The sequence below is a fragment of the Pontibacter sp. MBLB2868 genome, from assembly GCF_051904785.1.
In the GTDB taxonomy this organism is placed as follows: Bacteria; Bacteroidota; Bacteroidia; order Cytophagales; family Hymenobacteraceae; genus Pontibacter.
On record NZ_CP196710.1, the window covers coordinates 84,623 to 110,082 of the forward strand.

Sequence of the window (25,460 nt, forward strand, 5' to 3'; positions counted from 1 at the left end):
TAAAATGTGTTACATGTACGCTTAAACTAACGGGGAGCAGGCATAATTGTTAGCAGGCAGTGCGTGCATTGAGTCCAGTGCCTGGGTTTTGATTTTTTAGCAACCATACTAGGTGTTCACCCAACATTATTTCCGGTTATCAGCGCCTTGAAGCATGCTTAGGTAGCTTTCGTAGCGGGTAAGTGAAATTTCGTTATGGCGAACAGCCTCTATAATGGCGCAGCCGGGTTCGTTATAGTGCGTGCAGTTATTAAAACGGCACTGGTTCAGGCGTTTGCGCATCTCCGGGAAATAATGCCCCAGTTCAGCCGCAGGAATATCTACTATACCGAGTTCCTTGATACCGGGCGTGTCTATGATGTAGGTATCTTTGTTTACCTCAAACATTTCGGCGAAGGTAGTGGTATGCACGCCTTTGTCAGAAAAATCTGAGATCTCAGAAGTCTTTAATTCGAGGTCTGGTACGATCAAGTTAATGAGCGTGGATTTGCCCACACCGGAATGGCCGGAAAGCAAAGTAGTTTTGCCTTGAAGCAGTTCCTGCAGGGCATCCATCCCTTCGTTGGTCTTAGCTGAAACAGCCAGGCTGTTATACCCGATCTGCTCATACATATGACTGATCTGCCGTTGGTAATGCTGCATTTCCTCATCATACATGTCAGTTTTATTATACACAATGGTTGTAGGAATGTCGTATGCCTCAGCAGTTACCAAAAAACGATCGATAAAACCGAATGATGTACGTGGCGAAGCCAGTGTGGCAATCAGCAGTGCCTGGTCCAGGTTGGCAGCAATAATATGCGAATAAGCTGTTTTATGTGTTGACTGGCGGATAATGTAATTTTCACGATCCACTATCTTGTGAATCACGGCAGTTGCTTCTTCGATATCTTCGAGGTCAAACTCCACATTGTCGCCAACGGCAAGCGGGTTGCTCACCTTCATCCCTTTTAGTTTAAATTTACCACGCAGGCGGGCACGGTGCAATTTACCTTCTGCGTCGCGCACCAGGTACCACGAACCCGTCGATTTTACTACAACTCCTTTCATTTATTCTGTCTAAACAAGCTCTTAATGTCCGCCATGATTCTGGCAGTGGCGCCTGCCTGCTCTTTTACGTAAGTTATTTCTTTGTCAGCTATGCTTTGGTGCCTGCCCGGCACTTTAAATACCTGCTCAAATTTTTGTAGCAGTTCGTCAGCATCTTTTACTGGGAAAGCGCAACCCAGTGTTACCAGGTCCTTTGCCTCCTGAAATTTATCATACTTAGGTCCGAAGAACAGCGGCAATCCAAATACTGCTGCTTCGAGGGTGTTGTGCAGCCCTTTTCCAAAAGCCCCGCCAACATAAGCGTAGGTGCCGTAGCTGTAAAGCGAGGAGAGCATACCAATGTTATCTATCACAAGCACCTTATAGTCAGCCACAAGGGCCTCGGATGCTTGTGAGAAACGAATAGTATCTTTCTTATCAAGGCGCTGCATCAGCGTTTGTATGCTAGCCTCATTTACTTCGTGAGGTGCAATAATGAATTTAAGGTCTGAACTGTGTTGCCGCAAAAGTGGAAGCAGGACCTCCATATCAGCGGGCCAGCTGCTGCCAACCATAAATACGTCTTTACCTGCTGCAAAAGCCTCTACTAAAGGTATGGCCTTTACAGAGGCGGCAGTTTGCAGCACCCGGTCAAAACGTGTGTCACCGGCTATACTGGCATTGTTGATATTTATCGTGTGCAGTAACTCCAGCGAACTGGTATTCTGGGTATAAATATGTGTAAAACGGCGCAGGATGCTACGGTAAAAATCGCCATAGCTTTTAAAGAAAACCTGATCCTTTCTGAAAATGGCCGATACCGAAAGCACCGGTATATTGCGCAGCTCCAGCTCCAGCAAGTAATAATGCCAGAACTCATACTTGACAAATAGTGCTATTTTCGGCTTGGTAATATCCAGAAAGCGTTTGGCATTGGCGGCACTATCCAGGGGCAGGTAAAAAATATAATCTGCACCGGTATAGTTTTTACGGACTTCGTAACCGGAAGGGGAGAAGAATGTCAGCAGTATCTTATGATCAGGGAATTCCGTTTTGTATGCTTCCATTACCGGACGCCCTTGCTCAAACTCACCCAGGGAGGCACAATGAAACCATGCTACTTGCGCCTGGTTAGCTTCAAAAGCCTGTTTTAGCTTCTCGAACTGCCGCTCACGTCCCTGTTGCATCAGCTTTGCCTTTTCATTAAAAGGTGCTGCAAGTGCAATGGCTGCTCCGTAAGCTTTCAGTCCGATATCGTAAAGTAACTTCAATTTTTACACTTTATAGTTTTGCCAGACTTTACTTGCTGTTCAATGCTTGTCTGGGCTGCATCCTGTGTGATCAACTCTTGCAGTTCTAAATGCAAATATAGGGGATTGTGAAAGGATAGTCTCAAAAGGCACTGTACTTTATAGGAGAAGCAGAGTTTAGGACAGCAGGGATGTAGTAGTTGTTATCGGTAATCGTTGCGTTTTAACACATTGCTTTCAGATTTTCTGTTAGGCTGTAGTTTAAAAAGGAGGGTTGCAGGCTGAATGTCGGAAAGATAAAATAAAGCCAGTGTTTGCGCTTGACAGGGGGAATAAGCTAAATTAGCCTTGCCATCAATATCATTTATACTACTAAGGTGATAGGATCAGGTCAATTAAATGAAGCCTGATGCCAAAGGCTCTGTTGCAAGAAAAGGTAGTAGAGCAGACCCCGGGTAGTACTTTTCAAAAATAGCATGGACATAACCATAAGGCCAGTTGAAGAAAAAGATAACGAAGCGCTGGCAACGCTGATAAGAACTGTTTTCAGAGAATTCAGGATAGATAAGCCAGGTACTGTCTACACAGACCCTACGACAGATGCTTTGTACCAACTGTTCCGGCACTCCGGCAGCGCTTACCTGGTAGCAGAAGAAAGTGGTGTGCTGGTAGGAGGCTGCGGCGTGTACCCAACAGAAGGCTTGCCGGATGGTTGTGCCGAACTGGTGAAGTTTTACCTGTCGGCAACTGCCAGGGGTAAAGGGATTGGTAACAGGCTGCTGCAGCAAAGTATAAAGCTGGCCAAAGCGCTAGGGTATAAGCAGCTCTACCTCGAATCTTTTCCGGAACTGGCCAAAGCCGTAAGTATGTATGAAAAAGCCGGATTTAAGCCTTTGCCTCACGCGCTGGGTAACTCAGGCCATTTTGCCTGTAATATCTGGATGTTGAAAGAACTGGATGATCAGAGCAGCAGCGGTATTAACTTAAATGCATTCAAAGATGAGCATTGAACAAGCCTATGACAGCTGGGCATCTCAATACGACACCAACCAAAACAAGACACGGGACCTGGAAGGAGTAGCTTTGCGTGCTGCCTTAGCCGAAATTGAATTTGACACATGCCTTGAAATTGGTTGTGGCACAGGTAAAAATACGGAGTGGCTGGTGCAACAGGCAAGGCATGTTACGGCTGTAGACCTGTCTGGGGAAATGCTGGCTAAGGCAAGAGAAAAAGTAAGATCAGACAAGGTTTCCTTTGTTCAGGCTGATATACTAGCGGACTGGTCATTTAAAAAAGAGACTACCTATGATCTCGTTAGCTTCAGTCTGGTGCTGGAGCACATCGAGAATCTTGACCCTATATTTGAAAAGACTTCTGACGCACTACTGCAAGGCGGCTATGTTTATATTGGAGAGCTACACCCGTTCAAGCAGTATTCCGGCTCTAAAGCCCGGTTCGATACGGATGAGGGCATACAGGTGGTAACGTGCTTTACCCATCATTTGTCAGACTTTGTGCAGGCAGCCAAAAAGTATGGACTACGATTGTGGGATGTGAATGAATATTTTGATGATAATATCCGAACAGGTTTACCCCGTATTCTAGCTGTTGTACTGCAAAAAGTATAAGAGGCGTACCACAGGCTCAGTTAACTGAAGATACTTTTGCTAATGTATAGGTGCAGGCAAGCTATAGTATAAAGTGGACTTTGGAAGTGGAAATTGAAGTAAAAAAAACGCCCCGACCTAGGCCGGGGCGTTTTCACTTATTAATATGTTTTCACGTATTAATTCAGCATTGCTAAATAGTTTGAAACGCCTTCTTTAGTCGCTTGCATTCCCTCTTTGCCTTCTGACCAGTTTGCTGGGCAAACTTCGCCTTTTTCTTCAAAGTACTGCAGCGCGTCAATCATACGAAGCGCTTCATCAACAGAGCGGCCAAGTGGCATGTCGTTAACAACCTGATGACGTACTACGCCTTCTTTATCGATTAGGAAAAGACCACGGTAAGCTACTGGCTCACCTACAAAAGTCATTTCTCCTTCTTCGTTGTACTCATAGTGACCTGCAAGCACATCGTAGTTCGTAGCGATTGTTTTAGTAGCATCAGCTACTAAAGGATAATTTACACCGGCTATACCACCTTGTTCTTTAGGAGTGTTTAACCATGCAAAGTGAGAGAAATGTGTGTCAGTAGAACAACCTACTACGGCTACGTTCTTACGCTCAAACTCCTCCATTCTGTCCTGGAATGCAATGATCTCAGTAGGACATACAAAAGTGAAATCCATAGGATAGAAGTAGAATAATACATACTTCTTGCCCAGGTACTGCTCTAATGAAAAATCTTCAACAAATTCACCGTTTTCTACGGCTGTTGCTTTAAAAGAAGGTGCTTTTTTACCAACTAATACTGCCATTTGATATATAGTTTTTAAAGTTTGACAATTTTATTTATTAACCTGTTTTATAATGATCTTTTTGTCTGCCTCCACCTTTTTACCTGTTAAATGCACCGAAAAGCTTTTGATCTCAAAATTCTCAACATGCTGCTTTTTAAAGTAATCGGATAACAGCTGCACCAGCTCCGGATCATCAAAATCAATGATCTCGCGTGTATTGCTGCAATAAATGTGGCTATGCGCTATTGTATTGGCATCATACCGTTTACCGCCCTCCTCGGTCAGCACTCTTTTAATAAGATCGGCTTCTACAAAGCTATCCAGGGTTTTATAGACCGTACCCAGTGATATGCTTGGATTTGCAGGCTTCAGGTATTGGTAAAGGTCTTCGGCGGTGGGGTGGAGATCATGCTGCTGCACCAGTGCTTCATACACTACAATGCGCTGATGGGTGGCTTTAAGACCACTTTTCAAAATTCGCTCTCGTAATGTATTTCTTTCCAGTTGCTGCACTCCTTTAAATGAGAAAAATTCCTATTTAGGAATTTGTGTTGCAAAGGTAAGGCATACTTTCTGCGGGTGCAAGTCTGATTTGTTATTAATAGAACAAAGTGTGTTTACAGGTTGTATCCATGCTTTTTTGGGAAAGCAGTTAAAAGGTGGAGGCATCCTGCTGGCAATGCCTCCACCTTTTTTAGGTATTCATTTTATCTGCCTTTAAACGTTGGTTTACGTTTCTCTATAAAGGCATTCATGCCTTCTGTCTGGTCTTCAGAGGCAAAGCATAAGTAAAAGTTCTTGCGCTCAAAGTGCAGTCCTTCGTCAAGTTGTGTTTCAAAAGCTCGGTTAACTGACTCTTTAGCCAGTTTTGCTGCCACCGGTGACATTTGAGCTATCTCGCCAGCCAGTTTAAAAGCCTCATCCAGGTACAGTTCTACAGGCACCACACGATTGATCAAGCCATGTTTTTCAGCTTCATCGGCAGTCATAAATTTACCTGTGAGTACCATTTCCATGGCTTTCGCTTTACCAATGGCTTTTGTAAGGCGTTGCGTACCACCTGCTCCGGGCATTACACCAATTTTTATCTCTGGCTGCCCGAACATAGCTGTTTCAGATGCCACGATCATATCGCAGGTCATTGCCAGTTCGCAGCCTCCGCCTAAAGCAAAACCGGATACAGCTGCTATAATAGGTTTCTTTGTTTTGCGGATCTGATCCCAGGTCGAAAACTGATCGACGTTTAACATGTCGATAGCTGTCTTGCCTGCCATTTGCTTGATATCTGCTCCGGCTGCAAAAGCACGGGCATTCCCTGTGATGATAATTGCGCGAACCTCCTGGTTTTCGTCAAGTTCTTTCAGGGCATCGCGCAGTTCGCCCATCAGTTGCAGGTTAAGCGCATTCAGTTCTTTTGGCCTGTTAAGTTGGATTAGCGCTACGTGTGGCTGCGCCTGGGGAGTAACAAGTATAAATTCCATAGGTTTATTGGGTCTTCTGATAATGAAGCCTCAAGTTACGGTTTTTGAACAAGCATAAAAAAAGCCCTGCGGAGGTAGGGCTGGTATTAAATAGAGGCGGAATTAGCAAGTTGGTCTTTTACTACCTTATAGTATGGGTGTTGCAGCTGTAAAGTATCATGGGTCCGATCATCAGAAACCGGTACCATCTGGTTCGTAATGTTTTGGGCAGCTGAAGCCTGAGGAACTTTTGAGTTCTTAAGAACTACTCCAACAATAAGTAGTACTGATAAAGCAGCCAATTTGAAGGCAAATGTCGGGGTGAGTTTTTCGGCCGGTTGCATATCAGGTAAAGGTGATGGTAAATGACAATTGATTTACTACATGCAAAATAGATATTTTATTTTAAAAATATACAAATATTTATAGGAATATTTTTTAATTAAAAAGAGGAATTACCTATCAAAATTTATTCCGCGATCTACCTGCTTACAAACTGAAAAGTATTCCGCGTCCGTTGTTCCAGCAGCACTTCTTTATCAACCAGAATAGTGTTTAAACTGTCTGTATCATAGTTTTTGACAGTAAAAAGCCGAAGATCCGTGTTATAGTAAATCACAAACTGGTCGTGCAGTGTCTGGATTAGCCGCTGCACACGCTCCTGCTGAAAATCAGTGCAGATGGAAAAGGAAATAGCCGAATTCTGCATCATATTGATCTTTATCCGTAGCTGTGACAGCGCATTAAAAATAGTGCCCAAAGACTTTTCAGAAATAAAGGCGAAGTCTTTCACACTGAAGGAGATAAGGCACTGGTTTTCTTTGATGATATAAGCAGGGGCAATTTTATCAAACCGGCAATCGCAGATCCTGGTGCCTTCCGCAGCCGGGTTCAGGAAAGATTTTACGTAGAGCGGTATTTTTCTGTTTGCCAGTGGTTTGATCGTTTTAGGATGTATAACAGAAGCTCCGTAATAAGCCATTTCCACAGTCTCCTGGTAAGAAATTTCCGGGTACCTGATTGTTTCTTTAAAATACTTCGGATCGGCGTTCAGCAGTCCTTCCACATCTTTCCAGATGTACATGTCGCTGGCATTGAGGCAATAAGCGAAAATTGCAGCGCTAAAATCAGATCCTTCGCGCCCCAGTGTGGTTGTAAACCCATCAATGGTGCCGCCTAAAAAGCCTTGCGTTACTACTAACTGCTTGTCCAGTATGGCAGGCAGGTCTCGTTTCATCAGCCGTTCCGACCATTCCCAGTCTACTTTGGCTTCACGCCAGTTGTCATCTGTTTGTATATACTTCCGGCTATCAATCCATTGGTTAGGGAGCGCTACGGTTTGTAAAAAGTAATGAAGTATAGTAGACGAAAACATTTCTCCGAAACTTACGACCTGATCGTACATTTTATCGTAGTTAGCTCCAGGAGAAGTTTTTTGCAGCTGTTGCTGAAGTTGTGAGAAAAGTTGTTCTAACCGCTCATGCACAGGGTTGTCTCTTTCTGGAATTAGCTCCTGTGTCACCTCCCGATGATATGTGATACATTGATCATAAGCTGACTCAAAATCCTGCTGGTGGTATGCCAGCTCAAAAAGGTGCTCCAGGGCGTTTGTTGTTTTGCCCATCGCTGAAACAACGAGCAATAGCTGCTTTGTGCCTCCGTAGTTTTTAACGATGTGTGCAATATTTCTAAATGCTGCCGCGCTCTTTACTGAGGCGCCTCCAAATTTGTAAACTTTCATCCTCTCGTTGCTCATGTACCGTAAAAATATATAGACTTAGTAATATTGCCTAAAATTGATATTTTTGTAGACTGATTAATATTTAATTTATGAATGACAAGCTAGCCTTACCTGTTGGAACCACCCTGGACAGGTTCATTATGAGAAAACAAGAAGACTTTCCATATGCAACAGGAGAGTTATCACAGTTGCTTCGCGACATTGCCCTGGCCGCAAAGATCGTAAACCGGGAGATCAACCGTGCAGGATTACTTGATGTTACCGGGGCATACGGTAACCAGAACATACAAGGCGAAGACCAGCAGAAGCTGGATGTGATTGCCAATATCAGGTTTATCAGGGCTTTGCGCAACGGGGGAGAAGTTTGTGCCATCATTTCGGAAGAAGAAGAAAATATTATCCAGACTGGAAACATCAAAGGTAAATATGTTGTGGCCATGGATCCTTTGGATGGGTCTTCAAATATTGATGTGAACGTTTCGATCGGAACAATTTTTTCAGTTTACAGAAGAACATCCGATACCGGGAATGAAGGTACCCTGGAGGACTGCCTGCAAAATGGTACGCGCCAGGTGGCGGCAGGTTATGTGATTTACGGATCCTCAACCATGCTTGTTTATACAACGGGCCATGGCGTAAACGGATTTACCTATGATCCGTCTTTAGGAGAGTTTTTCCTGTCTCACCCAAATATTGTTACACCACGCACAGGTACTGTATACTCCTGCAATGAAGGATGTGTTAACAGTTTCCCGGAGGGTGTTAAGAACTACCTGGCATATTGTAAAGAGTCAAGCTACTCTGCGCGTTATATTGGGTCGTTGGTAGCCGACTTCCATCGTAACTTATTAAAAGGAGGTATTTATATATATCCTTCAACAGCCAAATCGCCTAACGGAAAGCTGCGCCTGATGTATGAATGTAACTCACTTGCCTTTATTGTAGAACAGGCAGGGGGCAAGGCCACTAACGGCTCGCAGCGCATTATGGAGCTAGAGCCTAAGGAACTTCACGAGCGTTGTCCGTTAATTATCGGTTCTACTGATATGGTGGATAAGGTAGAGGAGTTCTTGAAAGCAGAGGTGACGGTATAGTAGCGGCCTTATCTGCTGCTGTACTGTTGTCTTATTTCCGCTTTTTGGAGTTCGCGTTTAATTACGAGTCGTGCGATGCGCTCTGCAATAATCTCAGTGTCATCGGCAATCATGGCCTCTTTTACCAGGCGCTCCTCCACATCAACGCGGTAGAGTATGTGCAGCAGGCGGCTTAGGTCAGAGATGAGCAGGTGCTGCACGACGCGTGCTAATTTAAAATGAAGGGCCTCGAGGTTAGTAGCAGGCAGGTTTTCAACAGAAAACAACTTCTGCAAATGGCTGGTCGTGCTGGAGATAATGGCTGGCTTGTGTTGCATACTTCAAGTATAAGGCAGGTTTCATACTTTTACAAAAAAAGAACGCCCTCCGTTGCCGGAAGGCGTTCTTTTTTAATGGGGTATTTTACTTCTTTTTCTTAGCAGGCTTGGCTTCCGGCTTTTCTGTTTCAGCCTCGGCAGTCTCTGCTTCTTTTTCCGCTGCGGCAAAGCCTACGTACTTGTTCAGGATAAGGTACCATGCTGCCAGCTTCTTCATATCAGACACGTAAACACGGTCATCATCGTAAGTAGGAAGCACTTCGCTCATGAACTCTTTATACTCCTCGTTGCTTGGCTTTTCGCTTAGCGGGAGGTTATCGCCATACTTCTCGTGTACGCGTTCAAAAACCTCAGCCAAAGGCACAGTGCCTTCTTCGTCGGTTGTATAGATAGAGATCTCATCCAGCAGCGACATACGATGGCGTGCCTGCGCAACCATGGTTTTAGGGTTTTCCTCATAGCTCTCCACGATAACACCTGTACGTGTTGGCTTTACAATCTTGTAAAGACCTCCAAAGCCAGAAATGGCGGCAACTTGTCTTAAATCAATAGGCATAATAAAGTATAAACTGTTTTGTTATAGTTTAAACAAGATCGGGATGCTGCCATTCAGGCTATAACCCGGAGACTTGAATTTTAGTAGCTTAGCCACGCGTAGCGCCTCTTCTCCTGTACCAGCGCCTACATTACGGAGCACTTTAAAATCAGAGGTTGAGCCATCTTCATTAATCGTAAAACCGATAATGCATTCGCCCTGAACACGGTTACGCTTAGCAAGGGCAGGATAAGTCAGTTCCTTATAAATAGCCTTATACATTGCCTCCAGGCCGCCTTCATAATGTTCGGCTAATGGAGGTGTTTTTTCAGGCGTCCATACTTTCGCTTCCTGTGCTTCTTCTTTCTTAGCCTCACCTGATTGGGCAGAGACGGAAAGGGCTGCAAAGGCAAATAAAATAAACAAAAATGAGAATTTGATTTTCATAGGGATAAACAATTAAAAAATTTCTGGTTCACGTTTAAGGTACAAGAAATAACCTGTTGTAAATCAGCGGTGCAGCTATTGTTGCTGCATCTGGCTATTAATTCCTTCAATAAATTCTAAAATATCCTCACGACCGATCTTCTTTTCAGCCGAAGTTTTAAACATGCGGGGCAATTCGTCCCAGGTTTCCCGCAATTTACGCGTATATGCGCCTATGGTTGAGTCAGTCTTGATAGACGATTGCTTATCAAGCTTTGTAAACACGATCACAAACGGCACCCCCATGTTTCCGAGGTAATTTATAAAATCCAGGTCAACTTTCATGGGTTCGTGCCGGGCATCGATCAAAACAAAAACACAGGTAAGGTTTTCGCGCTTCTGAAAATAATAGTTAATCATTTTCTTCCACTCATCTCTCGAGCTCCTGCTTACCTTGGCATAACCGTATCCTGGCAAATCGACAAGGTACCAGTTATCGTTGATAAGAAAATGGTTGATAAGCTGAGTTTTACCAGGCGAAGAAGATGTTTTGGCTAAACCCTTCTGCTCTGTAAGCATGTTAATCAACGACGATTTTCCAACATTTGAGCGACCAATAAAAGCATATTCCGGCTTATCAGGTGCCGGGCACAACTCCACTTTGGTATTACTCATCAAAAACTTTGCCTCTTTAATTATCATGCTTTGTATTGGTATTGTTAATCTTCACACATCCCAACTGTTAACTTCACAAATAACCATGTAGAGCCATTTGTGCGCGCTGTGTTAAGGCATCAAAGTTACGCTTATTTTTTCAAACCCTATTTACCTGGGCGGCGGCTAAAGCATTTATAACAACGGACATTGAGTTAAAAGATTATAATCATAATTGCACTGCTTTATAGGCATAAGTTAGTTACTAATGCCTACAGTAGTTGTTGCGGCAAGTAAAAACGAGCTCATTTAGCTTTTAAATTTGAAAAAATATTTCAATTTAAAGGCAATTTTTCTACAAACATTAATTACTATTTAAATTCGCTTTAAACTATTTAAACATAATTCTTAATTTGATAATTTATATTTATAGCTGATCAAATCGTGAAGTGTTTTTGGGTGAAATAGTTTGTTTGTTGTTAAATATCAAACGCTTAGATGGGATTTAGTATAGTTGTTTCACAGTTTTCATATCTTTGCAGCCAATTACAATCATCTTGTCGCAGCTAAGCATGAACAATCTCAACAGAATGTTTCCACGCATACTACTTTTCCTGCCCTTTTTCTGGTTCTTCACGCAAGTGGTATTAGCACAAAGTACGGGAAGCCAGTTAAGAGCCGGTAAAAAACTTTTTGAGAAAGAAAATTATCGCGAAGCAATTCCATATTTCGAAAGAGTGCTGGCCAATGACCCTGATAATGTAAAGGTACTTTATAAGGCAGGCATTAGCTATATGGCTTTTGATAAAGAGAAGTCGATTGATTACCTGGATCGGGCCCAGGAGCTAAACCCGAAAATAGATCGTGAACTTCAGTTCTGGTTAGGCAAGGTTTATCACATTAACTATCGCTTTGATGAAGCTATTGAATACTTCAAAAGTTATCAGGCCAAGCTCACTAAACGAGAGGAAGACCGGAGTAAGGAAGTTGACCAACTGATACAGCACGCGCTGAACGCTAAGAAGGAGGTAGCCAGCCCGAAAGATGTATTTGTCAAGAACCTTGGTGGTACTATTAACACGGCTTATTCAGAGCACAGCCCTGTAATCTCATCAGATTATAACTACCTGCTATTTACCTCGCGCGGTGAAAAAGCTACGGGCAAGGAGGCAATAGACGGGGAGTTTTATGAAGATATCTTTGAAACCAGGAGAATCTCAGGTGATGAATGGGAGCAGACCCGTGTCGTTTCCGGATCTTTAAACAGTACCGGGCACGATGCCTCCATTCAGCTTTTTGACCACGATACAAAAATGTTGCTGTACAGATCCGATAAAAAGAACAACAGTGACATTATGGTTTCGGAGCGGCAGCCGGATGGCACTTGGGGAGCCCCTGAAAGTATCAGCGATAAAGTGAATACCCATGATTTTGAGTCTGATGCTTTTATCACCCCGGATGGTAAAACCCTGTATTACTCCACCAATCATTATTCTGCAAAGGGCGACCTGGATATATACATGGTGCAGCGAAACAAGAACGGTACATGGGGAGAGCCAAAAAGCCTCGGGCAAGTAATCAATACTCCTTATGACGATGATAGTCCGTTCCTGGCACAGGATGGCACCTTGTTCTTTTCATCTAAAGGGCACAACACCATGGGCGGGTTCGATATTTTTTCATCAAAATATGATTCAGTAGCCAGGCGCTGGAGTACGCCTGAAAACATGGGCACCCCGATCAATACGCCTGATGATGATACTTATTACCGCTTAAGCCCAGATGGAAGTTATGCCTATCTGTCATCTTACCGCATAGGAGGTTACGGAGAAAAGGATATCTATACGATTAACTATATCAGGAAAGTAGAAGTGAAGGGGCAGCTCTTTACCGAGGGTAGTAATGTGCCGGTGCAGGGCATGGAGCTGGTATTTAAATCGGAGCAGGCTGACAGGAAATTGCTGAAGTACCAGGATTTTACCAGCCTGGATTCTGCCCGCTTTAACGTTAGCTTACTTTCCGGGCGAACTTATGAAGTGGAAGTACGCAAAGAAGGTGAAGTAGTGGCAACACTGGAGCTGGACGTACCCATGGTACTGAATACCAATACGAGCCTTGTTCACAACTTCTACCTGCCACAGACCGAGATCCTGATGGCTACATTAGATACAGATACAGTTTCTTCATCTCCGGAGGTATTGACAGATCTGCAAAAAGCAGAAGCATTTGTATTTGAGAACCTGCTGTTCAACACTGATTCTTTTATGTTAAGGCCGGAGTCTAAGGATAAACTGGATGAGGTGGCGCGTATACTCATGTTAAAACCGGAGCTGAAAATAAGCTTAGAGGGACACACAGATTCCAGGGCGAGTAGTGATTACAACAATGCCCTCAGCAGAAATCGTGTGAAGGCCGCTTATAATTACCTGATAAAGCAGGGAGTGGCTCCGGAACGGATGCAAAAAGTAAGCTTTGGAAAAGATAAGCCAAGCGTTCCGAATGCATCTGCTAGCAACATGCAGCTTAACAGGAGGGTAGAGATAAGGGTGATACACGCAGACGAATCTGACCTGGCAGACCACGCAGCACTGAATACAGAGGAGATCAGCCAATAAAGTGACTTAAACAGGAATGCTAAGAACTGGCTGCACAGGTGTGCGCAGCCAGTTTTTTTATATTTCAGAACATATTCCGCGGATTATAGTTTTAGGAACAGTATTTTTGCCCTCATAAAATTTTGAATAATCCATGGCGGTAGTACCATATAAAGACCAGAACGGAGACAAAAAATCACAGGTGGCAACTATGTTCAATAACATAGCTGGCAAGTATGATTTTCTGAACCACTTCCTGAGTGCTGGCATTGACATTATCTGGCGCAAAAAAGCTGTCAGCTTACTCGCTCCTGAGAAACCAAAATTTGTACTGGATATTGCGACCGGCACTGCCGACTTCGCAATTGAGACACTACGCCTGAACCCGGATAAAATTGTAGGGGTAGACATCTCTGAGGGCATGTTAGCCGTAGGACGTGAGAAGTTGTCGAAAAAAGGACTGACAAATAAAATTGAATTAAAGTACGGAGACTCCGAGAACCTGCCCTTTGAAGACAATACCTTCGATGCAATTACTGTGGCCTTTGGAGTACGTAATTTCGAGAACCTGAAAAAAGGCCTATCGGAGATGAACCGAGTGCTGAAGCCAGGGGGGACTGCCGTTGTACTGGAATTCTCAAAGCCACGCAGCTTTCCGATGAAACAGCTTTATCAATTTTATTTTAAGAATATACTACCGGTGGTAGGTAAACTCGTTTCAAAAGACAACGCCGCTTATACTTATCTTCCGGAGTCAGTTCAGGCATTTCCGGATGGTGAGGATTTTTTAAGCATATTTAAGGAAGTTGGATTTAAAAGCACGAAATGGCATTCACTCACATTCGGGATCAGTTCTATCTACACAGGCAAAAAATAAAGTTTTTGGGCTTTGTGCTACTATTGCTGCTTGGCAGCAATTCAGTAATGGCTCAAAAGAAAATATCGGGACTAAACAAGCCTGGCTACGACGATAAAGTGGTGCACTACGGCTTTTACCTCTCTGTACCGATCACCAAGTATAACATAACACATTCGCAGGAATATGCTGATCAGGTAGCGGCTGACCCCGCTGGAGAAGGCACCATGGCTGTTAATGCGAAGGTATCACCGGGTTTCTATACCGGCCTTGTTTTGGACGTGCGTATTTTTGAGTACCTGAATGCGCGTTTTGTGCCCGGGGTAGGCTTTTATGGCCGCTCTATAGAATATACCAATGCACCTCAGAGCTCTGGCGAACGCCAGGATGTGATCAAGACGATCAGTTCTACCATGATCGAGCTACCCGTGTTGCTGAAGTATAAAGCCAAACGCCGGGATAACAACATGAGAATGTACCTGGTGGGAGGTGTAAAGCCAGGTATAGACCTCGGCAACACCCGGAGCGGCGACGATGCAGAAAATGAGTTGTTGGTAAACAATTTTGACCTGGCTATAGAATACGGTTTTGGGGTGGATATTTTTTATCCCTTCTTTAAGTTCGCCCCTGAAATCCGTTTCTCACACGGCTTGTTAAATCAGAATGTTTCTAACGAAAGCATCTACAACAACAGCCTCAAGAAGCTGACCAATCACAATGTTTCTTTAATACTTCATTTCGAGTAAAATATGGCAAAAATAGCATTTGTTACAGGTGCCACGTCTGGTATTGGCCGGGCTACTGCAATAGAGCTGGCAAATAAAGGGTATCAGATAATTGCCACAGGCCGCAGAACTGAGCGTCTGGAAGAACTGAAGCAGGTAATTACTGAAGTTCCTGTTTACACTCTGGCTTTTGATGTTCGCGATAAGGAAGCTGTGCAGGAAGCTGTAAACTCGCTGCCGGAAGAGTGGAAACGAGTGGAAGTGCTGGTAAACAATGCTGGAAATGCGCATGGGCTGGCTCCTTTTCAAGGCGGTTCCCTGGAGGACTGGGATGCTATGATCGACATCAACGTGAAGGGGCTTCTATACGTTAGCCATGCGGTACTGCCCCTGATGCTTAAGCATAAAAAAGGCCATATTGTGAATATAGGCTCTATTGCCGGTAAAGAAGTATACCCGAACGGTAACGTGTACTGTGCATCCAAACATGCCGTAGACGCCATCTCTAAGTCCATGCGCATTGACCTGGTGCAAGAAGGTATAAAAGTATCTGAAGTAAACCCTGGCCTTGTTGAGACAGAATTCTCTGAGGTACGATTTAAAGGAGATTCTGAGCGGGCTACCACAGTGTATCAGGGCTATGAGGCTTTACAGGCGCAGGATATTGCCGAACTGATCAGCTTTATAGTTAGCAGGCCTGCACATGTTAACTTAGCCGAAGTATTGGTTCTGCCTACGGCGCAGGCTTCCTCCACTATCGTTGTAAAAGAGTAAACAAAATGCCCCTTTACCTGCATATAAGATAAAGGGGCATTTTATTTACTCTTGAAAGAATAGGACTAAATTAGTTAGTCGAGATAGTAGCGCAGCAGCCAGCCTTCGGCATTAAAGTCTTTTGCCAGCAAGTTGTCATCTATATCCACTGAAACGTTTTTGTTTACATGATATACGTTTCTGTACTTTGAGTCCACAATGTGTACTCGTTTCCCAAACTCACCAAAATCTGCCAGGGACTCATAAACATCATCTCCGGCACCACCCCAGATACTAATTTTAATGTTAGGCTTTGCATGGCCTTTCAACACGAACCTGTCTTCGCCGCCTAAGCCATATATTTTTATCTCTTTAGTGGTGCTTGCATCAAATACGCGCTCAAAAAGCAGTTTTTTGACTTCACCCTCTTTTGTCATCTTAAACATTTTTACCTGCACCTTTCCAGGTGTGAGCGCTTCCACTTCAAATAATTCATACTTGTCGGTACCAACCAGCTGCGCCTCTTTCGCCAGAACATTAAAATACTGGCGTGCAGCTTCGGGTAGTTGTGCCCGGCGGCTTTTTAGCTTCGTAAGTATGTCGGGTCCGGTTAACTGGTAAATTGGCTCTGGCATGGCGTGGACAGCTTCTGCCAGCACTTGATCCGTAAGGGCGGCTTGTACACTGTCAGCTATTTCTATCCAATCGCTAAGCTCTAACTCCGCCAGGATAAGCTCATCCAGGTTCCGCCCGCTCCGGTTCAGCTTTTCTATGTTTTTCAGGTTCTTCCGGAAGGTCTGGAAATGCGGTTTCAGGCCTAAACGCATAAAAAGCCATGGAATGGGCGCATCTTCCAGCTTGTAGTACACATTATCCCTATCTCTTGGTATGGCTTTGTAAGTGCTGCCCTTGCCATCATGTTCAAACTCTGCCCATCGCCAGTTATCTTCGTGTCTGCTCCAGTCTCCGATCAGCATGTCCAGCATGCGTGCCCGCAGGTAAAAGCGTGCGTCAAAGCGGGTGTCGTTGTCGGTGAGGCGCTCAGTTAATGCCGATTGCGTGCTTTCAACGTTTGGAGAATTGCCCATGAGCGCATTATTAGACTGGTCTCCGTCCGGCCTCCTTTCCAGTAGAGCCAGTGTGCCCCCAATCTTATTCATAAAATCACCAAGCCTGGGGTCATGGGGTATAAAGACCAACTCCGGATCTGTGTGGTAAATATGCAAGGCAGCTGCCATGGGCGGAATAGTTAGGGCACCATAAGGGTTTGTGGCAGATGTGGCATCCCGTACAATATTGGCCAGGTAACTTTGTTGTAGTTTTTCTGACAGAATGCTGGCAGGCTCCTTGTCTAAAGACCTGAGCACGTACTCTGTGCCTTGCGGGTCTTTCAGGCGGAGGTTAATGGTTTGCCGGCTCCCACCCATTTCTATCGGCCGGAGGCCACCTTTCGCCTTGCCAATGTCTAATACATCAACTTGTACCGGGGTGGTCCATACGTCACGGTAGTGTTTGCCATAAAAAAATGTATGCAACCAACTACGGCCATAGTGCTTGCCGGCAGCAACTGTTATTGTGCTATCAGTATAATCGGGAACAATGGCAGACACGCTGGCAGGTTTGGGCACTTGTTGAACAGAATGCCTGAAGCGGTCGCTGCATCCGCTGGCACCAAGCAGCAGTAAGCTTATGAAATACATTAGTACCGGAGTGGAAAAGCGCAAACGACCACTGCCGGCGAGTTCGTGGCATTGTACGATTTGTCCGTTATTATATTTAAAATTTAACTTCATAGTTCTATTTAAAGTGTGCGCACCCTTTGAGTTAGAAAGGGTAGTCTATCGGTAATGCATTTCCTTTCTCAAAAGCCTTCACGGTCAAATGCATGTATGCGCACATCATTTGTTCTTTTGTCCTTGGTGGTTGGGCCGCCATTCAGAACAGTTCCACGCTTGGTATCATAAACCCACGTTTTATTCTTCCAGCCTTTCACATCCGAAGTATCTGTTATCTCGTCTTCGCCCCGTCCGCCAAAAATGTTTACCTTGATCCCTTTACCAACTTTGCCATTAACAAAAAACTTATCGTCCTCGGCCAGTCCATGTAAGGTAATGGACTCTGTTTCAGAGCGTAAAAATATACGATGGTATACTACTTTTTTATCTGATCCCCGTTTTACGATCACCTCCGTTCGCTCATTATCCAAGCGGTTCACTTCAAAGATTTCTTCCTGATCAGTACCTACCACCAATGCGTCTTTGGCCAGTATCTCATAAAACTTGTTTGCAGCTTTGTCCAGCTTGTCCCTTCTGCTTATCAGGTCTTCTTTTATACTTTCGCCTACCAGTTTATACACTGAATCCGGGAAACGGTGTACGGCTTCTGAGATGACGCTATCAGTAACGGCTGATTGCAGCTCATGGGCCAGGGAATCAAACTGCTGGCGATTGAGGCCAGCTAATGCCCTTTGATCTATAAACTTAGAATTTATAGCGAGTGCGTATACATCATTAAAGTCTTCGTCAAAGGATTCAAATTTGCGGATGCCCCAGTTGCGGCTGAACAACCAAGGAAATATGCCATCCTGGAAGCGAAAGAAAACGTTGTCCCGGTCTTTAGGGATAGGTCTATAGTAATGTTCTCCGTTTTTATCATACTCGGCCCATTCCCACTGCCCTTCATGCCTGTCCCAGTCATTCACGAGTATGTCCAGTAAGCGTGCTTTTGCAAAGGAAACCTGATCTATGAAGTGGTCATTATCCTCAAAACGGTTATTCAGCATATTGCCGGAACTAACTATATCTTCGGCGTTGCCAAGCGAGGGAGGAATATTGCCATCATCGTCAAATTTTTCTTCGATCATAAAAAGCCGGTTACTGAACCTGTCTTTGTTCTCGCCAAAACTGTTATCGTTAGGGCGTACATATACAAGCTTCGGATTTGAGTGGGGTATGCCGGCAGCGTTGGCCAAAGGCGGTATTGCAAATGCACCATAGGGGTTTGCGGCTGATGTCTGGTCTCGGAGGATGTTTAAAACAAAAGTGTCGCGCCATATTTTGGGCAGCACCTTCTGTGGGTCCTTATCAATTGACCTGAGTGCGTACAGGTTGCCCTCCTCATCTTTAAGGGTCATACTGGTAGTCTGGTACCCCCCGCCAAGTTTTACAAACGATAAGCCACCCTTTGTAGAATCCATATCAAAGACCGGCACAGTAACAGGTGCATCCCAGACAGGCCGGTAATGCTTGCCCCAGAATAGGTTATGTACAAAACTCCGGTCATAGTGCTTGCCAGCCTTCACTGTAACACTATCCACGTCCAGGGGCGCAGTTTTCAGCTTCTCATATACTGTTTGGTCCACAAGGGGTGTTTCAGCAAAGAAGTTTTTCCGTACACAGCCAGTTGAAAGGGTGAGGAGCAGTATAAGGGTAATTTGCCAAAGGCGAATATTCATATTATAGTAATAAGTCTGTTGAATCAGCTCTATCTAACGTAAAAAATGTATAATGTTTTCATGTGAACGGGGGTTGAAGTTTAGGTAACAGGATATATAGCCATGTGGAAGGTATGAGCCATTGCCGAAGGATAGGCTTAGCTAACAGTGTATTAAAGGATTGTACAGACGCAAAAAAGCCCGTGGTCGCAGTTAACTCAAACTGTGACCACGGGCTTTATACTTTTCAATGGATTTACTTTACCTTATTGCCCTTGCTACAGCTACCTGCCCTTTCTTATCAGCGTTAAAATTGTTTAACCGGCTATACCAGATAACAAAACCTGATATGGAAAGGATGCCTGGCATCAGACCAAAAAAGCAGTACAGCAGCTGCACGAACAAACCGGCATAATCACCAAAGTGGATTGGGTGCAGTACAGTAAGAAGCCTGTCCAGCCAAGGTTTTTCACGCAAAAAATCAGCAGTTTCGATACTACCTGTCCGGTAATTTACCTGAACACTGCTATATATCCGGCCATAGTAGGAGGGGTCTTCTTTAAGGTGGCCCAGGAACTGCAGTTTGCCCTCCTCATTCTTTGGGAAACGGACATACATTACCTCAAAGTCTGGATAAGTACTTTTGATAGTTACCAGGGCAGCGTCTATCGAAGTGGGTATCGCAGGTGTGCTGATGGAACTGGTGCTGCTTCCTTTTAGTGCGCTATTCACTACCGTTATAGCAAGTGAAATTCCGGTAATGCACATCAGAAGGTTAAAAACCAGCGCCCATACTCCAACAACACGGTGCAAGCCGGAGTAAAAGCTGCGCCGGCTTTTGGTGGATATCTTTTGTTTGAATGTTAGTACTTTGATGATCGACCTCCGGTAAAGTATAAAGCCGGTAACTGTAAGCAGCAGCAGGACAATGCCTACAAGCAGTACAGCAAACTTGCCTGGGGTGTCCGACAGCAGGTTATAGTGCAGGTTTAATAAGAAGTATGTGAAACGGTTGTGTGCCTGTGCAACTGTTGCTTGTTCCTGACCGGTTTCGGGGTGTACAAATATCCACCTGCGCTTCTGGCCCTGCCGGAGTTCGTAATGCAGTGCGTCGTGCGGTGTGGCAGGAAGAGATGGGATCCGGATCTCCCAACCCGGATTCTGTTGCCTTACCCACTCATAGGAGTTATCTATCTGAAGTTTTTGCGCAGGTGACTCCAGTGTTGATTCCCTGGCAAAGGTAGCTTCATCTATTTGGTCATCGAAAACAAGTATAGAACCGGAAAGGCTGATAACCAGGATGAAGATCCCGGCTATCAGGCCACACCAATGATGTATGGAAAAGGAACGTTTAATACGCTTTTTCAAATTTTTACCACTTATAGGAAGCCCCTAACTGCACACGGGCACCGTTTGCTCTTGTAAAATTATCGTCGCGGCCATACCAGTATGCCTGTGGCAGGTAATAAGCCTGATCCAACAGGTTTTCTATACCCAGACTAAGGTTCAGCTTCTGGGACACCTGGTAAGAACCTGCAAGGTTAAAGATGTTAAAGGCCTGTACCGGACCCTCGCCAGAGTTGTACCCACCTTTCGAATTACGTGCAAATTTATCTCTTTCGCCGGAGTAGATCCACTGTAGGTTCAGGTTTAGTTTTGCAGTTGGTTTAAAGTTAACATAAGCAGTAGATTTAAAAGGAGGGATGCGCGTGCCATTCAGGTAACTGTCTTCCACATCGTTGAACTTATCGTTATTGTTAAGGTCTACTTTCCCTTCGCTATAAGCAGCATTAGCGCCTATCGTTAACTTATCGGATACAAAGAAGTCGGCTACTGCTTCAAAGCCCTCTACGTGCTCTGGAGCTCGCTCAATGGAATAAGTGCCTTCTTCGTTAGCTTTTAGATTTGCGCCAAGCTCAGAAGTACTGATGAAGTAGGCACCGCTGAAAGAGAACTTACCTAGCTGGCTGTGGAAACCCGCTTCATAGTTGTTCACGATCACTGGCTCCAGGTTCATCTGTGACAGGTAATCTTCTTTTGCCCCGCGTACATAGCGGCCAACATCAATCATGGAGAAACCCTGTGACATACTAACAAAAGGCTTGAACGCTTTAAGACCTGCATAGCGCAAACCTGCATTAAAGGTAAAGGCTCCGAATTCCAGTTGCCCACCCTGCACAAAGTTGCCACCTGCTCCGCTGGCCAATACCAACTGCTGGAAATCATCAACATGAATGTTTACATTATCGTAGCGGAAGCCTGATTTGAAGATAAAATCGTTGAAAAGGTTAACCTGTAGTTGCGCATAAGGAGCGATATTCTTCAGGTCCATTTCTGGTACCCAGGTGCGTCCGTCAACCAATGGCTGCGAGGTAACATCATTCATGTAGTCCACGCCGTAAGTAATGCCCGGCTGCAGGTAGCTGGTGAGCTCAAAGGGAGTATAAAAGTTAAGTCTGAGTCCTTTTTTGTTCGAAAGTATAGTTGACTGACCGCCGTTCTCGAAGTATGGGGTCCAGCCGTATACAGTTGAGAAGCTTTGCAGGTAAGCGCTTACGTCAACATCCGTGTTCAGGAATAATTTTTTGCCCGTATAGCGAAGCTGAGCATTGTGGTTGTAGCGGGTACCTTCAGCTTCACCTTGCGTTTCACCTTTTACACCTATACTTGGCGTCTCGGCATATTTACCTACCTGCAGCACATAATCGGAGTTCTGGCGGCTGCCAAAGTAGTTATACATGGCCTCAATCCGGTGCTTCGGATTAAAATTGAAACCAGCTTTCGCAAAACCATTGTACATTTTTGTTTCGCCCAAGCCGTAAACCGGGTTGATCACCTCGCCTTCGCCATCCCGGAAAACCCCTGTCTTCTCAAAAGTACCGCTGGCAACATAGTCGAATTTTTTCACTGTGCCCGAGAACTGCTGCGATACGCGTCCTCCAAAAGTTTCATCGCTGTGGAAAGGCATGCCTGTACCTGTTACCGAAGTATAAGCACTGAATGGGGATTTTGTATTTGGCTGCTTGGTGATGTAATTGATCAAGCCGCCATCAGCACCATTGCCATACACGGCTGTGGCACCTTTAACGATTTCAACACGCTCAATTGCTTCCGGGTCAATGGTGCGCACATCGCGGCTGCCGTTTCTTAGCGGGGTAGATTGCGGAATGCCATCCACCATGATCAGTACGTTACGGCCGCGAAGTGTCTGGCCCACATTGCTGGTGGTGTTACTGTTCAGGGCCAGGCCTGGTACTGTGTTGGCAAGTATGTTAGACAAATTAGGGCTGATCTGCGACTGCAGCTGTAAGGTGCGGGAATCCAGCACATGCACAGAGGCTGGTGTCTCGTCCAGTGATTCTACTTTTCTGCTGGCCGACACTATTACCTCGCCAAGGGCTTTGCTTGCTGTTGCGATCGTAAAGTCGATGTTTAGGTTTTGCCCGGTACTCAGCGTTATTGGTTTTTGGATAGTGCCATAACCAACACCGCCTACACGTAAAGTATAGTTGCCCGGCTGAATGTTCTCTAACCTGTATTTTCCATTCGCATCTGTATAAGTACCCAGAACAGATCCTTCCAAAGCAACGGTGACCATTTGGGCCGGTTTACCCAGTTCGTTTTTAACAGTACCCTGCACAGTGGCTGTCAGGTTCTGCGCTTGTGAAGCAGCAGCTGTTAAAAGTATGATCAGGCAAAGTAGAAGCTTTCGCATATAGTTTTTTATTTAGACTAATTCTAATGTGGTGCAAAAGTATATTCTAAACTAAATGTATGCAAGTGTTATTTAAACTAATTCTAAATAGTGATGTTTGTCATCTTTAGGAGAAGCGAATGTATACTGCTATAAGTGCGGGCTTCTTTCTTAAATTGGGAGTAGCAGATGCTGGTAAACGCACTTCAGTTCACATACTTCCTTCTGGGGCTGCTCAAATCTGTAGGGATAGTAAAATTAGCTTTTAACAAGGGAATTTTCAATCCGTTTACACCTGACCGCCAGGTTAACTGCTTTGCAAGCCCTGGTAGAGGCGTAGCTTTTAAACCCGGATTATTTAGTAGGGGCTGAAGGTTGCGAAGCCGAGCAGCCCGATGATATTAATTGAAGAATAGAAACTCTATAAAACGAAAAAGGCCAGCCGTATTTCTGCGGCTGGCCTTTCTAACTTATCATTTTAGCTGTTACACGTCTGCTCTGGACATACGGTTACGCTCATTCTCGTCAAGATAAATCTTACGCATACGGATGCTTTTTGGTGTTACCTCCAGAAGTTCATCTTTCTGGATGTATTCCATTGCTTCTTCAAGAGAGAACTTCTTGGCAGGAGCGATCTTCACGTTGTTATCAGAACCGGAAGCACGCATGTTTGTGAGCTTCTTTCCTTTCTGAATGTTTACCGTGATATCGTTCTGGCGGCTATGCTCTCCGATTACCTGACCCATGTATACTTCTACACCCGGATCAACGAAGAACACACCTCTATCCTGAAGTTTGTCGATAGAATAAGCTGTACCGGCACCAGTCTCCATAGAGATGATAGAACCGTTGTTACGGCTAGGTATGTTACCTTTGAATGGCTCATACGCCTGGAAACGGTGGTTCATGATGGCTTCACCGGCTGTGGCAGTTAATACGTTATTACGTAAGCCTATCAGACCACGCGCAGGAATATTGAATTCCAGGTGCTGCAAGTCGCCTTTCGGCTCCATGATCGTCAGTTCACCTTTACGCTGCGTTACCAACTCGATAACTTTACCGGCAGTCTCTTCCGGAACGTCTACCACCATGTGCTCGATTGGCTCGTGGCGTACACCGTCAATTTCTTTAAAGATAACCTGTGGCTGACCAACCTGAAGCTCATACCCCTCGCGGCGCATTGTTTCGATCAGTACAGACAAGTGCAGGATACCGCGGCCAAATACCAGGAAGGTATCTTCACGATCAGTTTCCTGTACGCGCAGGGCAAGGTTTTTCTCAGTTTCCTTGAACAGGCGGTCACGGAGGTGGCGTGATGTCACGAACTTACCCTCTTTACCGAAGAAAGGAGAGTTGTTGATCGTGAACAACATGTTCATAGTTGGTTCGTCGATAGAGATACGCTGCAGTGGCTCCGGGTTCTCCGCATCAGCGATCGTATCACCGATGTCAAAACCTTCGATACCGGTCACAGCACAGATCTCACCGGCTGATACTTCCTGAACGGCTTTTTTACCAAGGCCTTCAAAAACCTGAAGCTCAGCGATCTTACCTTTTTTGATAGTGCCATCTGCTTTGCAAAGCGAAATAGGCATGCCTTCTTTTAATGTTCCACGGTGAACGCGACCAATCGCGATACGACCTACGAAAGAAGAATAGTCCAGAGAAGTGATCTGCATCTGTGGTGTGCCCTGGTTTGTAGGGGCAGCCGGGATCACGTCAATGATAGCATCCAGCAATGGCGTGATGTTATCAGTTGGCTGCATCCAGTCTGTGCTCATCCAGCCCTGCTTAGAAGAACCGTAAAGCGTTACGAAGTCAAGCTGGTCTTCTGTCGCATCAAGGTTAAACATCAGGTCGAATACCTGCTCGTGCACCTCATCAGGACGGCAGTTCTCTTTGTCTACTTTGTTTACTACCACGATCGGCTTCAGGCCAAGCTGAATAGCTTTACCAAGTACGAAACGTGTCTGTGGCATGGCGCCTTCAAAAGCATCCACCAGAAGTAAAACACCGTCAGCCATTTTAAGAACACGCTCTACCTCACCGCCAAAGTCAGCGTGACCAGGAGTGTCGATGATGTTGATCTTAACGTCTTTATAACGAACCGACACGTTCTTAGAAACGATCGTGATGCCACGCTCGCGCTCCAGGTCGTTGTTGTCCAGAATAAGGTCGTCAAACTGCTGGTGCTCTGCGAATAGCTTAGAAGCATGGATGATCTTGTCCACGAGCGTTGTCTTGCCGTGGTCTACGTGTGCGATGATCGCAATATTTCGAATATTTTGCATTGAATTGGTTTTTCGAGCCGCAAAAGTACTAAAAAGGGTTCATACTTTCACTAGTTCGCTCGAAATAAACAGGTTATGATACGAATAATTTATTTCAGGCCAGTATTTTACGGGTTATGATCCAAACACAAGCGCCTTAAAGTTTGTTTCCTAAGTAGTTAGATAATTTTAAATCTGTTAAAGCCGGATCGGTCTCGGGTTCGTAA

General features: G+C 44.9%; 23 protein-coding genes. 7 read left to right on the forward strand and 16 right to left on the reverse strand.

From position 1 onward, the window contains the following. Positions 1-126 precede the first annotated feature (126 nt). Together rsgA and ACSX1A_RS00355 are read right to left on the reverse strand one after the other, a co-directional pair. Complete coding sequence (gene rsgA, locus ACSX1A_RS00350; RefSeq protein ID WP_439881613.1) at positions 127-1,050, reverse strand: ribosome small subunit-dependent GTPase A; 924 nt, start codon at positions 1,048-1,050, stop codon at positions 127-129. Beyond that, positions 1,047-2,300 carry a 3-deoxy-D-manno-octulosonic acid transferase gene (locus tag ACSX1A_RS00355; RefSeq protein ID WP_439881614.1) on the reverse strand — a complete coding sequence of 418 codons (1,254 nt, stop codon included), beginning with the start codon at positions 2,298-2,300 and terminating at the stop codon, positions 1,047-1,049. The genes rsgA and ACSX1A_RS00355 overlap by 4 nt, the downstream gene beginning before the upstream one ends. Before the next feature lie 455 nt (positions 2,301-2,755). On the opposite strand from ACSX1A_RS00355, the gene ACSX1A_RS00360 reads away from it, so the two are divergent. Both ACSX1A_RS00360 and ACSX1A_RS00365 read left to right on the forward strand, forming a co-directional pair. Continuing rightward, positions 2,756-3,289, forward strand: a complete 534-nt coding sequence (locus ACSX1A_RS00360; RefSeq protein WP_439881615.1) for a GNAT family N-acetyltransferase — start codon at positions 2,756-2,758, stop codon at positions 3,287-3,289. Next, positions 3,279-3,908 carry a class I SAM-dependent DNA methyltransferase gene (locus tag ACSX1A_RS00365; protein WP_439881616.1) on the forward strand — a complete coding sequence of 210 codons (630 nt, stop codon included), beginning with the start codon at positions 3,279-3,281 and terminating at the stop codon, positions 3,906-3,908. Before ACSX1A_RS00360 ends, ACSX1A_RS00365 begins: the two co-directional genes overlap by 11 nt. A gap of 158 nt (positions 3,909-4,066) precedes the next feature. Here ACSX1A_RS00365 and ACSX1A_RS00370 read toward each other — a convergent pair whose 3' ends face one another. From ACSX1A_RS00370 to ACSX1A_RS00390, 5 genes are all read right to left on the reverse strand, one after another. After that, positions 4,067-4,699, reverse strand: a complete 633-nt coding sequence (locus tag ACSX1A_RS00370; RefSeq protein ID WP_439881617.1) for a peroxiredoxin — start codon at positions 4,697-4,699, stop codon at positions 4,067-4,069. Between the two features lie 30 nt (positions 4,700-4,729). Further along, entirely contained in the window at positions 4,730-5,194 is a 465-nt protein-coding gene (locus ACSX1A_RS00375; protein WP_439881618.1) for a Fur family transcriptional regulator, read from the reverse strand. Positions 5,195-5,388: 194 nt separating this feature from the next. Continuing rightward, positions 5,389-6,162, reverse strand: a complete 774-nt coding sequence (locus ACSX1A_RS00380; protein WP_439881619.1) for an enoyl-CoA hydratase-related protein — start codon at positions 6,160-6,162, stop codon at positions 5,389-5,391. An 86-nt stretch (positions 6,163-6,248) separates the two neighbouring features. Beyond that, positions 6,249-6,485: a hypothetical protein gene (locus ACSX1A_RS00385; RefSeq protein WP_439881620.1), complete on the reverse strand. Its 237-nt coding sequence runs from the start codon at positions 6,483-6,485 to the stop codon at positions 6,249-6,251. A 137-nt stretch (positions 6,486-6,622) separates the two neighbouring features. After that, complete coding sequence (locus ACSX1A_RS00390) at positions 6,623-7,882, reverse strand: aspartate kinase (protein WP_439881621.1); 1,260 nt, start codon at positions 7,880-7,882, stop codon at positions 6,623-6,625. 89 nt (positions 7,883-7,971) lie between these two features. Between ACSX1A_RS00390 and fbp the strand changes: the two genes are divergently transcribed. Continuing rightward, the gene (gene fbp, locus ACSX1A_RS00395) at positions 7,972-8,976 is read left to right on the forward strand and encodes a class 1 fructose-bisphosphatase (RefSeq protein WP_439881622.1); all 1,005 of its coding nucleotides are present in this window, start codon (positions 7,972-7,974) and stop codon (positions 8,974-8,976) included. 8 nt (positions 8,977-8,984) lie between these two features. On the opposite strand, the gene ACSX1A_RS00400 is transcribed toward fbp, so the two are convergent. From ACSX1A_RS00400 to yihA, 4 genes are all read right to left on the reverse strand, one after another. Next, positions 8,985-9,293, reverse strand: a complete 309-nt coding sequence (locus ACSX1A_RS00400; RefSeq protein ID WP_439881623.1) for a hypothetical protein — start codon at positions 9,291-9,293, stop codon at positions 8,985-8,987. 85 nt (positions 9,294-9,378) lie between these two features. Continuing rightward, a complete protein-coding gene (locus ACSX1A_RS00405; RefSeq protein WP_439881624.1) occupies positions 9,379-9,849 on the reverse strand; it encodes a DUF5606 family protein in 471 nt (156 codons plus the stop codon). 21 nt (positions 9,850-9,870) lie between these two features. Then, positions 9,871-10,275, reverse strand: a complete 405-nt coding sequence (locus ACSX1A_RS00410; RefSeq protein ID WP_439881625.1) for an energy transducer TonB — start codon at positions 10,273-10,275, stop codon at positions 9,871-9,873. Positions 10,276-10,350: 75 nt separating this feature from the next. Continuing rightward, a complete protein-coding gene (gene yihA / locus ACSX1A_RS00415) occupies positions 10,351-10,956 on the reverse strand; it encodes a ribosome biogenesis GTP-binding protein YihA/YsxC (protein ID WP_439881626.1) in 606 nt (201 codons plus the stop codon). 524 nt (positions 10,957-11,480) lie between these two features. Between yihA and ACSX1A_RS00420 the strand changes: the two genes are divergently transcribed. The 4 genes from ACSX1A_RS00420 to ACSX1A_RS00435 all read left to right on the forward strand — a co-directional run bounded on the left by ACSX1A_RS00420 (position 11,481) and on the right by ACSX1A_RS00435 (position 15,857). Beyond that, a complete protein-coding gene (locus ACSX1A_RS00420) occupies positions 11,481-13,523 on the forward strand; it encodes an OmpA family protein (protein WP_439881627.1) in 2,043 nt (680 codons plus the stop codon). Positions 13,524-13,656: 133 nt separating this feature from the next. Further along, positions 13,657-14,379, forward strand: coding sequence for a bifunctional demethylmenaquinone methyltransferase/2-methoxy-6-polyprenyl-1,4-benzoquinol methylase UbiE (ubiE, locus tag ACSX1A_RS00425; RefSeq protein ID WP_439881628.1), 723 nt, complete (start codon positions 13,657-13,659; stop codon positions 14,377-14,379). A 47-nt stretch (positions 14,380-14,426) separates the two neighbouring features. After that, on the forward strand, positions 14,427-15,104 hold the full coding sequence (locus ACSX1A_RS00430) for a porin family protein (protein WP_439881629.1): 678 nt from the start codon (positions 14,427-14,429) through the stop codon (positions 15,102-15,104). 3 nt (positions 15,105-15,107) lie between these two features. Next, the gene (locus ACSX1A_RS00435; RefSeq protein WP_439881630.1) at positions 15,108-15,857 is read left to right on the forward strand and encodes an SDR family NAD(P)-dependent oxidoreductase; all 750 of its coding nucleotides are present in this window, start codon (positions 15,108-15,110) and stop codon (positions 15,855-15,857) included. A gap of 74 nt (positions 15,858-15,931) precedes the next feature. Here the strand turns inward: ACSX1A_RS00435 and ACSX1A_RS00440 are convergent, their stop codons facing one another. The 5 genes from ACSX1A_RS00440 to typA all read right to left on the reverse strand — a co-directional run bounded on the left by ACSX1A_RS00440 (position 15,932) and on the right by typA (position 25,254). Next, positions 15,932-17,629 carry a hypothetical protein gene (locus ACSX1A_RS00440; RefSeq protein ID WP_439881631.1) on the reverse strand — a complete coding sequence of 566 codons (1,698 nt, stop codon included), beginning with the start codon at positions 17,627-17,629 and terminating at the stop codon, positions 15,932-15,934. 68 nt (positions 17,630-17,697) lie between these two features. Beyond that, a complete protein-coding gene (locus ACSX1A_RS00445; RefSeq protein WP_439881632.1) occupies positions 17,698-19,290 on the reverse strand; it encodes a hypothetical protein in 1,593 nt (530 codons plus the stop codon). Between the two features lie 240 nt (positions 19,291-19,530). Further along, entirely contained in the window at positions 19,531-20,637 is a 1,107-nt protein-coding gene (locus ACSX1A_RS00450; RefSeq protein WP_439881633.1) for a PepSY-associated TM helix domain-containing protein, read from the reverse strand. Positions 20,638-20,641: 4 nt separating this feature from the next. Further along, positions 20,642-22,984 carry a TonB-dependent receptor gene (locus ACSX1A_RS00455; protein WP_439881634.1) on the reverse strand — a complete coding sequence of 781 codons (2,343 nt, stop codon included), beginning with the start codon at positions 22,982-22,984 and terminating at the stop codon, positions 20,642-20,644. A 464-nt stretch (positions 22,985-23,448) separates the two neighbouring features. After that, positions 23,449-25,254, reverse strand: a complete 1,806-nt coding sequence (gene typA, locus ACSX1A_RS00460; RefSeq protein WP_439881635.1) for a translational GTPase TypA — start codon at positions 25,252-25,254, stop codon at positions 23,449-23,451. Positions 25,255-25,460: the final 206 nt, after the last annotated feature.

Coding starts and splice junctions, on each gene's coding strand:
- rsgA (WP_439881613.1), bottom strand. CDS start 1,050: ATGAAAGGAGTTGTAGTAAAATCGACGGGTTCGTGGTACCTGGTGCGC.
- ACSX1A_RS00360 (WP_439881615.1), top strand. CDS start 2,756: ATGGACATAACCATAAGGCCAGTTGAAGAAAAAGATAACGAAGCGCTG.
- ACSX1A_RS00365 (WP_439881616.1), top strand. CDS start 3,279: ATGAGCATTGAACAAGCCTATGACAGCTGGGCATCTCAATACGACACC.
- ACSX1A_RS00370 (WP_439881617.1), bottom strand. CDS start 4,699: ATGGCAGTATTAGTTGGTAAAAAAGCACCTTCTTTTAAAGCAACAGCC.
- ACSX1A_RS00380 (WP_439881619.1), bottom strand. CDS start 6,162: ATGGAATTTATACTTGTTACTCCCCAGGCGCAGCCACACGTAGCGCTA.
- ACSX1A_RS00385 (WP_439881620.1), bottom strand. CDS start 6,485: ATGCAACCGGCCGAAAAACTCACCCCGACATTTGCCTTCAAATTGGCT.
- ACSX1A_RS00390 (WP_439881621.1), bottom strand. CDS start 7,882: ATGAAAGTTTACAAATTTGGAGGCGCCTCAGTAAAGAGCGCGGCAGCA.
- fbp (WP_439881622.1), top strand. CDS start 7,972: ATGAATGACAAGCTAGCCTTACCTGTTGGAACCACCCTGGACAGGTTC.
- ACSX1A_RS00400 (WP_439881623.1), bottom strand. CDS start 9,293: ATGCAACACAAGCCAGCCATTATCTCCAGCACGACCAGCCATTTGCAG.
- ACSX1A_RS00405 (WP_439881624.1), bottom strand. CDS start 9,849: ATGCCTATTGATTTAAGACAAGTTGCCGCCATTTCTGGCTTTGGAGGT.
- ACSX1A_RS00410 (WP_439881625.1), bottom strand. CDS start 10,275: ATGAAAATCAAATTCTCATTTTTGTTTATTTTATTTGCCTTTGCAGCC.
- yihA (WP_439881626.1), bottom strand. CDS start 10,956: ATGATAATTAAAGAGGCAAAGTTTTTGATGAGTAATACCAAAGTGGAG.
- ACSX1A_RS00420 (WP_439881627.1), top strand. CDS start 11,481: ATGAACAATCTCAACAGAATGTTTCCACGCATACTACTTTTCCTGCCC.
- ubiE (WP_439881628.1), top strand. CDS start 13,657: ATGGCGGTAGTACCATATAAAGACCAGAACGGAGACAAAAAATCACAG.
- ACSX1A_RS00430 (WP_439881629.1), top strand. CDS start 14,427: ATGGCTCAAAAGAAAATATCGGGACTAAACAAGCCTGGCTACGACGAT.
- ACSX1A_RS00435 (WP_439881630.1), top strand. CDS start 15,108: ATGGCAAAAATAGCATTTGTTACAGGTGCCACGTCTGGTATTGGCCGG.
- ACSX1A_RS00440 (WP_439881631.1), bottom strand. CDS start 17,629: ATGAAGTTAAATTTTAAATATAATAACGGACAAATCGTACAATGCCAC.
- ACSX1A_RS00445 (WP_439881632.1), bottom strand. CDS start 19,290: ATGAATATTCGCCTTTGGCAAATTACCCTTATACTGCTCCTCACCCTT.
- ACSX1A_RS00455 (WP_439881634.1), bottom strand. CDS start 22,984: ATGCGAAAGCTTCTACTTTGCCTGATCATACTTTTAACAGCTGCTGCT.
- typA (WP_439881635.1), bottom strand. CDS start 25,254: ATGCAAAATATTCGAAATATTGCGATCATCGCACACGTAGACCACGGC.